Source organism: Paenibacillus sp. Y5S-9, assembly GCF_036894235.1.
Taxonomy (GTDB): Bacteria; Bacillota; Bacilli; order Paenibacillales; family Paenibacillaceae; genus Paenibacillus.
The window spans coordinates 4126629-4140250 of record NZ_CP145887.1; the positions used below are offsets into that span (position 1 = coordinate 4126629).

The window sequence follows — 13622 nt, forward strand, 5'->3', positions numbered from 1 at the left end:
GTTATACTTTTGCTGCCCAAAGCTCTATTTCAATTTTAATCTCTGGTAGACCTAATGCCGTAATATATCCAATCGTCATTGCAGGATAATCCGTACTAAATAATTGTCCCCACTCGGCATATAAGAAATCCCAATCGATTTCCTCGGTTGCCCATACGTTCACTTTGATAATATGTTCAGCATCTAAGCGCTCAGATTCGAGCACTGTTTTAATATTATTAAATGTATTAGTGACTTGCTCATTCAGACTCTCTGGAAAGAGTCCATTATGATCTGCTCCAATTTGACCCGAAGTCACAAATAATTCTGCATTCCTCGGGATTCTTGTAATATGCGTGTACTGACCTACAGGAGCTGGCATATTTTCTGGATTTGTTCTAGTAATTTTGTCAATATTCATTTGGATTACCTCATCATTCTTAAGATTTTTCTGCGTTATTTCCTAGTTTTCTTCCGATTTTGGGCAGACTTCACCCTTGGAATAGATTCTAGAAAAAGACAGCAGTGGAGTATCCATATCCCGAAGATATAAACGCAAGTGATTTTTTCTTCATGAGCGGATGCTCCTCCCTTCTTAAGTGACAAGATTCTCTTCATTTCTTTATTATATCTGAAAGCCGCATCAAGGGTCAAATTCATCCCCTCATAAACAAAGAGCAATCCCATAATAACGAGACTGCTCTTTGTTTATTCTATAGCGTCGGACATCTTGTATCAGAAATATTGTGCGCCATTACTCGCAATGACATCTTTGTACCAGTGAAAACTCTTCTTTTTCACTCTGCGAAGTGTGCCCGTACCATCATTATTTCGGTCTACATAGATATAGCCATAACGTTTCTTCATCTCTCCGGTACCCGCACTGACCAGGTCAATCGGTCCCCAGCTTGTGTAACCTATGAGCTCTACACCGTCTTGAATCGCTTCAGCCATCTCGGCAAAATGACTATTCAAATATTCGATGCGATAGTCATCTTCAACGGAGTCATTGTCTAACAACACATCGGTTGCCCCAAGTCCATTTTCTACGATAAACAACGGTTTGCCATAGCGGTCATGCAGTTGATTAAGCGTAATTCGAAGCCCCTTAGGATCAATGGTCCATCCCCACTCAGATGCTTGAAGATATGGATTCTTCACCGAACCAAATACATTGCCTTCTGTCGAATCTTTCAAAATCTCAGGGTCCGTACTTGTACACCGGCTTGCATAGTAGCTAAAACCGATATAGTCGACCGTGTTCTGCATCAATATATCTGCATCTTCCGGTTGCATGTCAATCTGAATGTCATTTTCTCTGAAAAATCTTTTTGTATAACCCGGATATGCTCCCTTCGACTGCACGTCGATGAAGAAGAACGATTCACGATCTTTCTCCATGGCTTTCCATACATCATCCGGATTAGAGCTGTATGGATACACCATTCCAGCGGCCAACATACAACCAATCTGTGCACCAGGAATGATATCATGACAAGCCTTAACAGCAAGTGCACTCGCTACCAATTCATGATGTGCTGCCTGATATAGGACCTGATCTTTGTTTTCACCTTCCTGCAGAACAATACCCGCTCCAATGTACGGGAGATGCAGCAACATATTGATTTCATTAAACGTCATCCAGTATTTCACTTTATTCTTGTATCGATTGAACAATGTCGTCGCATATTTCTCAAAAAAATCGACCATTTTGCGATTCTTCCAACCGCCGTAAGTCTTGACCAGATGTACAGGTACATCGAAATGGCAGATCGTCACGACAGGTTCAATATTGTATTTCAATAACTCATCAAAGACATCATCATAAAATTGCAAGCCTGCTTCGTTTGGCTCCGCTTCATCGCCATTAGGGAAAATCCGTGCCCAGGCTATGGAAAGCCTGAGGCACTTAAATCCCATTTCTGCAAATAACGCAATATCTTCCTTATATCGATGATAGAAGTCGATGGCTTCATGTGAAGGATAAAATTCCCCTGCTTTTGGCTCATACGAATCCAGGTTACCCAGAGCAATATTCCATCGATTGGCACCAATCGGAATCAGATCTACTGTTGTTAAACCTTTGCCACCTTCCAGATAAGCACCTTCCAATTGATTCGCTGCGGTTGCTCCTCCCCAGAGAAAATTCTCCGGGAAGGCTGTAAATTTTTCATTCATTGAGACGTTCCTCCTATACCATCTGTGATTCCAATTAGCTTAATACCGTGATCAATTTATCTTTCTCATGAACGGATGCCTCTTTTGTTCCTACAACGTCCAGATAACTTGAAGTATTAGTGACAATGATCGGTGTAACTGTCTCATATCCTGCATCCTTAATCGCTTGTAGATCAAACTCAACAATCAGGTCACCAGCGTTAACACGGTCTCCATCTTTCACATGAGTTGTAAAATGTTGACCTTTCAGCTTTACCGTATCCTGTCCAATATGGATCAGCATCTCTACACCATCATCGCTTACAAGACCAATAGCGTGTTTGGTACGATATACGGTTTGAACAACACCTGTAATTGGAGATACCACTCTGCCACTGGTTGGACGGATTGCAATCCCTTTACCCATGTGCTCTCCTGCAAACGTTATGTCATTAATTTCGTTCAATGCAACAACTTCACCAGCCATTGGGCTTACAATTTCGTATCTGCTGTTCGGATTTGGATCAAGTACAGGTGCTGGAGCTGGTGCAGCTTCCACTTTGTCTTTGAACCCAACCACGTACGTCAGAATAAAACCAAGGACAAATGCGATACCACATGCAACCAGAGCCATATAGAAACCAGAATCAACACCTGTTGCTTTATTAATGAAACTTGGGAATCCGAATACTCCCAGTCCACCAAAGATGTATAATTTCGAACCGGCCAGTCCCAAGATACCACCACCGATACCACCAGCAATACAGCTCATGATAAATGGTTTTTTCAGTGGAAGTGTCAGACCGTAGATAGCTGGCTCGGTTACACCGAAGATCCCAGAGATGAAGGCCGGAATACCTAAAGATTTCAATTTGGTATTTTTGGTTTTCAGTATAACGGCAAGTACAGCACCGATTTGAGCAAAGGAGGCAGCAAAAGACATGGCAATTACCGGATCAGCCCCAGAAGTACTCAAGTTAAGAAGCATGACTGGCACGAGTCCCCAGTGGAGTCCAAACAGTACAAACACTTGCCACAATCCACCGATAAGCAAACCTGTAACCACTGGACTTAAATCGTAGATGCCGGTTGCTCCTGCACCAATCAACTGGCCTGCCCAAGTGGATACTGGACCAATCAGTATGAACGTTGCCGGAACGATAACGAGCAATGTAAAGAATGGAACAAGGAACGTGCTAACAACTTTAGGAATAATATTTTTAAAGAATCTTTCAATTTTAACAGCGAAGAATGTAGCAATAATGATTGGAATAACCGATGTTGAATAACTCATAAGAATAACTGGAATACCCAGGAACGTGATGTGAATCGGTGATTCAATTAACGTACCTGCAAACAGGGTGTACAATGGATCTCCAGCAGTCAAACCAGACAGCGAAGGATAAACTAACGAAGCACCTATCGCCATTCCCAGGAACGGTGAACCGCCAAATTTCTTAATTGCCGTATAACCAAGGAAGATTGGGAAGAAGTAGAACAGACAGTCACCCGTTGCATTTAACAGTTGGTACGTTCCAGAAGTTTCCGTAATCCATCCAAAGGATAAAAACATGGCTGTAAAACCTTTGATCATACCTGTTGCAGCCAGCAAACCGAGTAACGGTGTGAACACACCGGAGATCATGTCGATAAATCGACTGAACAATCCAACTTTCTTGCCTGAGTTGTCTGCTTCCTCTTCAAATTGACCTTCGCTTGGGAAATTCCCCGCTTTAACCACTGCTTTATATACATCCGGCACTTCATTGCCGATAACGACCTGATATTGTCCACCACTTTGCATGACGGTAATAACACCTGGCAGATTTTTAAGTTCTTCCGTTTTGGCTACGCTTTCATTTTTTAGTTTAAACCGCAGTCTTGTTACGCAATGGAATACACTGTTTACGTTCTCGCGACCACCTACACGTGACAGAATGTCCTTAGCTAATTGATCGTAGTTGCTCATTGTAATTCTCCCTCTCTAAGTAGACTCCCCATGACTTTTGAAACAAATAAAACCTGAACCACTGAACATACACAACATACCGGATCGTCCGGAAATCAGTCGTGTTATTCAGCAATTCAGGTTTTGCCCTTAACGGTTGCAACCCTGTAAGGCTGTACACATTGGTATTTAATTATTTGGATAACGAAAGTAAGTTACATTCCATACCCTCTGAACTGAGGATGGTCGGCATTGCCTGATTGAACAGTTACAACCCGATTGATGTATGCGCTTACTTCTTGAACTCATCATAGTACATCTGAACTACGTTTGCAACACTTATTTTTATTAAATTCATAAATGCATTTAAGTGATCTAAAATACTAAAAAGAGACGCTTTCGAAAGCATCGAAAGCGTCCCTTTTTAGCATAATATCCACATTTATAAATACGCACTGAAGCAGAATTAACCAATAACAGTAACCAATTTATCCTTTTCTTGCACTTCCCGATTCGTTGTAGCAACCACGTCCAAATAATCTGCCGTATTGGTCACAATAATCGGTGTTACGGTCTCATATCCCGCCTCAATAATAGCTTGAATATCAAATTCAACGATCAGATCACCAACACTCACACGATCTCCGTCTTTCACATGTGCAGTGAAATGTTGACCTTTGAGCTGTACCGTATCCTGACCGATATGGATCAAAATCTCTACACCTTGATCATCTACAAGTCCGATTGCATGTTTGGTACGGTAAATCGTCTGTACCACACCATTAATCGGAGATACAACTCTCCCACTGGTTGGACGAATAGCAATCCCTTTACCCATATGTTCACCAGCAAATGTAGCATCGTTAATTTCTTGCAAAGGAACCACCTCACCCGTCATTGGGCTGGCAATTTCGTAACGATTGTTTGGATTAGGCTCAAGTGCAGCCTTCTCTTCTTTTACTGGCTCTGGAGCCTGTTTGGCAGCCTCCGGATTAGCAGGATCTTTGAATCCTACAAAATAAACGAGAACAAAGCTTAGTACAAAAGCAATAACTGTGGCAATCATAGCCATCCAGAATTCATAGTTAATCCCTGCTGTCGGACTAATAAGCGCTGGAACACCAAAGATGCCTGATGCAAATACAAACATTTTGGAACCTGCGAATCCAATAATACCACCAGCTACTGCAGAAGAAATACAACTCATAATAAATGGTTTTTTCAGTGGCAAAGTAAGACCATAGATAGCAGGCTCAGTTACACCAAAAATCCCGGACACAAAGGCAGGAACCCCTAGTGATTTGAGTTTGGTATTTTTCGTTTTAAGCATAACGCCAAGAACGGCACCAATCTGAGCAAAAGAAGCAGCAAACATCATCGCCAGAATCGGATCTGCTTTCAGAGTGGACAGATTCAGCAACATGATGGGTACGATACCCCAGTGTAACCCGAAGATCACCAATACTTGCCACAATCCACCAACAACAATACCGGTTACTAACGGACTCAAGTCATAAATGCCCGATACCCCGGCACCAATCAGCTGACTTGCCCATGTTGCGATTGGACCAATCAAGAGGAATGTTACAGGTACAACAATCAGAATTGTAAAGAATGGCGTGAGGAACGTTCTCACAACAGAAGGAATGATCTTTTTGAAGAACGCTTCTACCTTTGCTCCAAAATAAGCAGCAATAATAATCGGAATGACGGATGAGGAATAACTCATCAAGATAACGGGAATACCCAGGAACGTGATATGAATCGGTGATTCAAACAATGTGCCTGCAAACAGCGTATAAAGCGGTTCCCCACCACTAAGACCGGATAAGGTCGGATATACAAGTGATGCTCCGATGGCCATCCCGAGGAATGGTGATCCTCCGAATTTTTTCATTGCTGTGTAACCCAGGAAGATTGGGAAGAAGTAGAACAGACAGTCACCAGCAGCATTCAACAATTGATATGTGCCTGAAGCCGGGTCCAACCATTCGAGAGAAGTAAACATGGACAGGAAACCTTTGATCATCCCTGTTGCAGCTAGCAAGCCGAGAATTGGTGTAAATACACCCGAGATCAAGTCGATAAACTGACCCAAGAGACTCTCTTTTTTACCGGAAGATTCTGACTCATCACTTGAGACCGGTTCATCCGCATTCATATTACCCACCTGTAACAAAGCTTTATACACATCAGACACTTCGTTACCCACAACGACCTGGTATTGTCCACCACTTTGCATTACCGTTATGACTCCAGGCAAATTTTTGAGTTCGTCTGTTTTGGCATTATTGTCATTTTTTAATTTGAAACGAAGTCTGGTCGCGCAGTGCACCACGCTGTTAATGTTCTGTTTACCGCCAACGCCAGACAGAATGTCTTTGGCTAATTGCTCGTGTTTCATGAAGTCTTTTCTTCCTTTCTGGCTAGACACGGATTCGAAGCATATTGGAGAGAATAAAAAAACCTGAACATCTGAATGTACGGAACATCCGGTTAACGGTATGTTCTGTCATTCAAGCGTTCAGGTTTTGCCCTAGTGGTTGCAACCCTGCAAGCTGATCTATGGGATTATTCAGAAGTTGCATTCACAACTCTCTCAATATGAATCGTTAAGTACATCATTTCTTCGTCAGTTAGTTGATACGTGTAGTTGCTTTCAATGAATTTCTTGATTTTCTCCGAGCACTTGTGCGCTGCTGGATACTTTTTCTGAATCATCAGAAACAGTTCGTCATCGTTGTTGCTCTTGTAATGTTTTCCCTTCACCAAACGTTGGGCGAAAAACTTCAAATGCGTCACAAAGCGATAAAATGTCAGTGAGTTCTCATCAAAATCAATCTTGAAATGATACTTGATGATTGTCAAAATTTCCTGCATGACCTGGGTCATACTCTTGATGTTGGGCATTTCCTCATTCAAAGCTGCATTGACAAAGTGAAGTGCCATAAAACCGGCTTCGTCCTCGGGCAAGATCACACCAAACTGATCACAGATCATATTGAGCGCTTCCATTCCGACTTCATATTCCTCTTTGTATAACTGCTTTGTCTCCCAGATTAAGCCGTTGCGTATGGGCAGATTCTTGCGATACCGCTCAATGGCAAAGTGAATATGGTCTGTGAGATGTAAGTAAATGCTCTCATTTAATTTCTTTCCAAGTTTTAGCTTGGCGTAAGCGATGATTTCCTCGGATACTTTCATGTATTCCAGAGGAATGCTTGAGATTAATGCCTTGAAGTTTTCCTGAATATCTTCATTCTGTAAAGTAAATATCTTGTCGATATGCTGCTCGGAAACCATATCACCCGCCCGCTTCTGATAAGCAATCCCCCGGCCAATGATAATAACTTCCTGTTCGTCATTCATCGCAACTACAGCATTATTGTTCAGCACCTTCTCGATTTTCACTTTATCACTCCAATATACAGAAAAAGACAAACCAATCCCTTTTCTCAAGGTATACGGCTTTGCCTGATTCAACAGTTACAACCCGATATGTTGTACGCGCTTCCCTCATAATATTACAAATTTCTACACAGTGCAACAAAAAGTTAATATCGAATTAGCATGACTCCCGATCTAGGTAAATATACTCACAGGAGTGTGCAAAACATGAATTATTTTACAAGGATTTATGGTTTATTGTTTTTTGCTTTCTTTCTCCAGTTCCGCTTCAATTCTCCGATTAATCATGTCCATTTCTTCTGGATCCAAACGATCGACTTGAGTGTATTCTTTATCCATCTCGTACTCTTTCGCCTCGCCTTTGTTCATTAGCCCCAGATGATTCTTGATGTCTCGGATATCTTCACGCATATGCATCGTCTGACGGTATTGGTCTATCACAAGTGCGAAAACAATGCCCCCAGCCAAAATCGGACCGAATGGGATCAGATAACATAAAACAAGTCCTATGAGCAAAAATATAAAAAAATACATATATAGTGCCCCTCTCATATAAAAAGTCTACTCTGCTAAGATAGATGTTTCTCAGATGGGTGACTCTAATCTAGCTTTAAAAAATTGGAGTTTTTCACTTGGATATTAGCTTTATCATTTCATTCAAAACAAGCTTTTCTTCATTCAAGCCATCTGATATCTGATTTCTGAGCCTAGATAAAGAATTCTGGTCTTTTGTTATATTATATTTTAAAGTCATGTTTTGAATAATTTCAAATCTTCTTACTATGTTTTTATAACTCTCTGAGACATGTTCATACTTTAGTCTATTTTCATGGATTAAGTAATTAATTCGGCTCAACATTAGTTTCTTGTGTTCCAAAAATAAGTGAAAAGCTCTTTTGTCCAATAGTTTGGTTTCGTCCTCTATCATTATGTATCCCAATCATGCACATATCGAATTTGAATAAAATTATTGTAAAACCAGGGTAAGCACTTTTTATTGTTAGATAAAATAGATGAAATACTACCATATACATTAAATGTGTTGATAATAGTATCTTGAATTGGTAATTCAATTTTCACCATAATAACGTCTCTCCCTAGACATTGTTGTTAAACTTTCAGCATTATTTTATCCGAGATTATCTATCCTAAAATAAATACCTGAATTTCTTTCAGTCTGAAAGTCAGAAATTCCATAAATTACGAAATTCTATTTTTAATGAGAGATTCTATTCTACTCCATATTTGACAAAAGGAGAAATAGGCAGTTGCACGAACAAGTTTATTCATCCTCCATTTAATAATCCTCTAATTTCAAAATAATGTACATATGCAATAATTTAAAGGCTGAACTCATTTGTTTATGTTAAAAAGTAGAAATATATTGGAAAAGTGCTATTTTAACAAGGATGGATCACCTGTGATTCATTTAAATATTTGAATTTTTAGCAAATATATACTAAAATACAAATAACGAGCATTATCCTCCCATAATTAAGGTAGATGAGTAAAAAATTTATTAGTGAAGGGAGCACCACTGATGAAAACATTGCCTCTTTGTGATCCTCTCATTGCAAACTATCCTCAGCATGCCTTTTATCTTTCCATTATTTCTGACCATCAGGAGTGTCAACCTTGGATTTACTCGAATTATACGAATCTATTTCTATCCGATTGGAAAAATGATGAGATTTTCCTGGACTTCTACGTACAGACACCGGAACATCACTTTAATCCCTGGTTCAAAGACTCACAGCGACTGCACCGTGAACTTATCCTGGGGTCTATTCCCGATTTTATCTCGTTTATTAAGGATCAGATCGACTCCGGGCATTACGTATGGACCCACGTGGATGAATATTATATTCCTGATACGCCTTCGTATCGCAATTATCGTTTCGCACATGCGGTTATGATCTATGGATATGATGACACCGCACGGGAGTTTAAGCTTGCTGGATTCTTCAAGTACCGGATTTATTCTCGAACAACCGTCTCTTATGATGATCTGAAGACGGCGTTCGAGCATTGTCATATCTATGATGATTATCTTAATTTCACACATCTGTTAAAGATTAACCCGGAGTACCACAACGGCAAAATTTATGAATTTTCCCTCTCCTACTTTGCCGAATGTATGGAAAACTACTATACCTCTCGTAATGAAACGGAAAACTTCCAGAGCTTTTATACGCCAACGCTTTATTCGGATCGCACCTTCGGCCTGGATATCTATAATAAACTAATCATGTTTTTTGAGATGATGCTTTCCAAGCAGCGAACCATTGATACACGTTTGTTGTATACGCTGAAAGAACACAAAAAATTTATGAATCTCAAAATTAAATATATAGAGCAGGAAGGCCACTATGTTTTTCCCGCAAAGTTCAAAGATAACTATATTCAAGTTGAACAAGAAACAACAATTATCCTCAATCAGTTTTTGAAATACAGCATAACCCAACGTGAGGATAATATCATCAGCTTGATGGGCAGATTAGGTGCTCTGTATCACCTGGAGAAAGAATCACTTGAGTTGTTATTAGAAGATTTCAACAGACAGGGTGTTCGTAGCAGCAAACCGATATTAAGCCAGAGCTGACGGTCCGCTTTGGTTCAAACTCTGGAGAAGGTCCGATTGCTGTCCTTCTCCATTTAAGTCCTGAAGACTGACCATTTCCCGGTATAACCCCTCTCGATTCAACAGTTGATCATGCGTTCCTGATTCAACCATCTCGCCTTTGTGCATGACAAAAATCAGATCAGCATTTTGAATCGTTGATAGACGATGAGCAATAACGATGGTTGTTTTTCCTTCACGGTAACGGTCAATGGCTTGCTGTAAACGTCTTTCTGTTGTCAAGTCCAGCGCCGAGGTCGCTTCATCCAATATCAGGATGTCTCTGTTCTGAATCAAGGCTCTGGCGATGGCGAGACGCTGGCGCTGGCCTCCAGACAATGTGATCCCCCGATCACCAATAAAAGTATCGTATCCCTCCGGCAGACTTCGGATATATTCATCGATTTGTGCCGCCTCGCATGCTGATCTCATCAAGTTCGCAGACTGCTCCTCTTCTGTTCCCATTAACAGATTGTTTTGAATGGTATCCGGAAAAAGATAAGGTTCCTGAAATACAATGCCTATACGCTCGGTCCAGTCTGAACGGTACAATTGGTTGAGTGGCATACCATTCACCAGTATACGACCTGCATCCGGATCGAAATAACGGATGAGGAGATGGGCAATGGTTGACTTTCCGGAACCGCTGGTTCCAACAATGGCAATTTTAAGTCCCATAGGAATGTCGAAGGTTAAATTATTTAATATAACATTCCGCCCTGGCTCGTAGCTGAAGTCAACATGGTTAAAAGATAAAATTTGCAACGGCAAAGGTACAGGGGTGTTGCCTTCATCCATTTGCTCACCCTCCATCACGTCGAGCAGTCTTTCCACGCTGGCACCCCCTGCGGACCAGTCCATAAATGAATTGAACAGATCCTGTAAGTATTGGATAAACTGGAATCCTAGCTGGAACAGGACCACAAACATGCCGATGGATAATTCACCTTGTAGGACCAGCCAACCTCCATATCCAAGAATGAGCACTCTTACCCCCCAATTCAGGGGTTCGCTGGTGATCATTTTGAGATTCACTTGTTTACCCTCATGCATCACTTTCTCGTAATACGTATTGTACAGCTTGTCATATCTCTCTTTCTCCCAGGCCAGTCTGTGATAAGCCAGCACTTCTCGGGTGGACGAGATCCCTTGCTCAATATGAACGAGCACACCGGATTTCGCCTTCTGAACATGGCCGGCTGCCTTCTTCAGTTTAACTCCGAAGACTCTGCCGAGACTCACGTATGCCGTACCCAGAATAAAGCAGGCAATCAGCATGACTGGACTAACCATTCCAATCATGACGGCTACAAACAGAACAACAAATAGCTGCTGAATACCGCGAGGAATCTGATTTCCGATCATATCGGCAACCCTGTCCAGGTCCTGGGTAATGTAATGCACATATGTAGCTATGCGTTCTTTTTGCAATTGACGTATCGAGATTCTGTATACATAGGACATAAAGTCATCAGCCATATGGGATTGAATAACGGACTGATTTCGATGCATCATATGCGGAGCATAGGTGAACAGCACGGCATAAAGAAGGAAAGCCAGCACAAAAAGACTGACTATCTCTGGCACAAGCTCATATTGTCCTTGTAATAAAATATCGTCAATGAGACGCTGCTGGAGGCCAATGATACTCAGGAAAGACAAAGACTCCAGGCACATCAGAATGACAGAGATGAGCAGTAATGAGGGACGCGACATAATATATTTTTTCAGAAAATGAATATGCTGTTTCATTGACAAGCTCACCCCTCCTCTCCCAAATTCAGCTGATAATAAGCTCCCTGTCTTCTCATCAATTCCTCATGACTTCCCATTTCCCTGATTTGTCCATGTTGAAGCACGACAATCACATCATAATCCTTAATGGTAGATAACCGATGAGCAACGGCAATGGTTGTCCTTCCTAACAGGAGACGTTCCAGTGCTTGCTGTACTTCTTGTTCACTCGCTGTATCAAGCGCGGACGTTGCCTCATCAAGCAATAAAATCGAAGGTTTCTTGATAAACATACGTGCAATGGATATACGCTGCTTCTGACCTCCGGACAAGTTAACGCCTCTTTCCCCGAGCAGCGTGTCATATCCATCCGGCTGAGCCAAGATGAAATCATGTGCATATGCGGCCTTGGCAGCCTGGATCATGTCTTCCTCTGTCGCGTCCGGATGACCAAAAAGAATGTTATTGCGAATGGTATCGCCAAAAAGATACGTTTCCTGGGATACATATCCTATACTTTCTCGCAATTGTGCAAATGAAAGCTTTCGTATTGGTACACTGTCCAATAGAATTTCGCCCTGCTGCGGATCGTAAAAACGAACCAGAAGCTGAAGCAGGGTAGATTTTCCGTGGCCACTTGGACCTACAATGGCCACTCGTTGACCGGACTTAATCATCAAATTAAAATCCGAGAGCACTTCCGGACCATTTTTGTATCGATATGTGACGTGTTTGAACCGAATCTCTCCGCTAATTTCCTTTAACGAGATAGGTGTGGCCACTTCAACAACTTGGGGTTCTGTTTGCATGAAGCGATGGATTTTGGAAGCTTGATGCATCAGAACTTTTTGTTCCGTAATAACCGTAATGACCAGGGTTACCGTTTGCATGACCTGAAAATAGTAAAGCAAATACGCAGACATCTCTCCTACGCTCAACGCCTGTTCCTTGACCAAGTGAATGCCGTACAGGATGACTGCAACTCCACCGACGTAATAGGATAATCGGCGTATCGTGCCCCTCCAGAAAGCCATCCATAACATACGAACCCGTCCATCCAGAAAAGGCTGCAAGTGTCCCTTGAACCGTTTCCAATCCCAGTCCTCGGCTCCGTGGGCACGCATTTCGGTCAGAGCTGACACGCTTTCGTATACCTTTTGATTATAGGCTATGCGCTGTTCAGTATTCTGCTTGGCCAAGATGGTAGCCTTTCTTTCGATGGATGGTCCAACCAGATAATAGAGAAGCAGGCACGGCACCATGATCAGTGTTAAAGGAATGCTAATGGCACACATCACTGTGATGGATACAATAGAGACTACAATGTTTTGAATCGTATGCGGAAGAAGAAACCGGTAGAAGTCCTGCAGGATACTCACTTCCGTATTCATGAACGACAAGCTTTCACCAACAGGACGTTGCTGGAAATAAGAATACCCCAGCTTTCTCATATGACTAAAAATGTCGTATTGCAAATCTCGTGCTGCTTTCTCCTGAATGGACCTCTGCAACAGATTTTGCCATGCCATCAGACCAAACATCAGAAACATGCCGGCAACCAACAGAATAATGAGCCACCGGAATCGGATCACATCAGCGGATGGAACGATGATATCGATGAAATACTGAACGCCCTTGGGAATGGAAACCTGAATGCACGTGACTCCAATACCACAACACACCAGCAGCCAAAACATGCCATAGTATTTTTGCACATATGACAAAACCCATCGATATGTTTGAAATAGTGAGTCTTGCGGAGGTACCGATTGTTTA

The 13622-nt window shown here is 41.7% G+C and carries 9 protein-coding genes; 1 reads left to right on the top strand and 8 read right to left on the bottom strand.

Features of this window, described 5'->3' with window-relative positions; all coding sequences use genetic code 11:
- Position 1: 1 nt before the first annotated feature.
- The 6 genes from V6669_RS18085 to V6669_RS18110 form a co-directional block, all read right to left on the bottom strand.
- Positions 2-400, bottom strand: coding sequence for a RidA family protein (locus V6669_RS18085; RefSeq protein ID WP_127547577.1), 399 nt, complete (start codon positions 398-400; stop codon positions 2-4).
- Positions 401-714: 314 nt separating this feature from the next.
- A complete protein-coding gene (locus V6669_RS18090; RefSeq protein ID WP_338587350.1) occupies positions 715-2157 on the bottom strand; it encodes a 6-phospho-beta-glucosidase in 1443 nt (480 codons plus the stop codon).
- Between the two features lie 34 nt (positions 2158-2191).
- Positions 2192-4105, bottom strand: coding sequence for a beta-glucoside-specific PTS transporter subunit IIABC (locus tag V6669_RS18095; protein ID WP_338587352.1), 1914 nt, complete (start codon positions 4103-4105; stop codon positions 2192-2194).
- Positions 4106-4550: 445 nt separating this feature from the next.
- The gene (locus V6669_RS18100) at positions 4551-6488 is read right to left on the bottom strand and encodes a beta-glucoside-specific PTS transporter subunit IIABC (RefSeq protein ID WP_091029189.1); all 1938 of its coding nucleotides are present in this window, start codon (positions 6486-6488) and stop codon (positions 4551-4553) included.
- A 167-nt stretch (positions 6489-6655) separates the two neighbouring features.
- Positions 6656-7495, bottom strand: a complete 840-nt coding sequence (locus tag V6669_RS18105) for a PRD domain-containing protein (RefSeq protein ID WP_091034839.1) — start codon at positions 7493-7495, stop codon at positions 6656-6658.
- A gap of 231 nt (positions 7496-7726) precedes the next feature.
- The gene (locus V6669_RS18110; protein ID WP_338587357.1) at positions 7727-8026 is read right to left on the bottom strand and encodes a hypothetical protein; all 300 of its coding nucleotides are present in this window, start codon (positions 8024-8026) and stop codon (positions 7727-7729) included.
- Between the two features lie 1006 nt (positions 8027-9032).
- On the opposite strand from V6669_RS18110, the gene V6669_RS18115 reads away from it, so the two are divergent.
- Positions 9033-10094 carry a hypothetical protein gene (locus V6669_RS18115; protein WP_338587359.1) on the top strand — a complete coding sequence of 354 codons (1062 nt, stop codon included), beginning with the start codon at positions 9033-9035 and terminating at the stop codon, positions 10092-10094.
- Here the strand turns inward: V6669_RS18115 and V6669_RS18120 are convergent.
- Both V6669_RS18120 and V6669_RS18125 read right to left on the bottom strand, forming a co-directional pair.
- Positions 10080-11864: an ABC transporter ATP-binding protein gene (locus tag V6669_RS18120; protein ID WP_338594989.1), complete on the bottom strand. Its 1785-nt coding sequence runs from the start codon at positions 11862-11864 to the stop codon at positions 10080-10082. The genes V6669_RS18115 and V6669_RS18120 overlap by 15 nt on opposite strands.
- An 8-nt stretch (positions 11865-11872) precedes the next feature.
- The gene (locus V6669_RS18125) at positions 11873-13561 is read right to left on the bottom strand and encodes an ABC transporter ATP-binding protein (protein WP_249912356.1); all 1689 of its coding nucleotides are present in this window, start codon (positions 13559-13561) and stop codon (positions 11873-11875) included.
- Positions 13562-13622 lie beyond the last annotated feature (61 nt).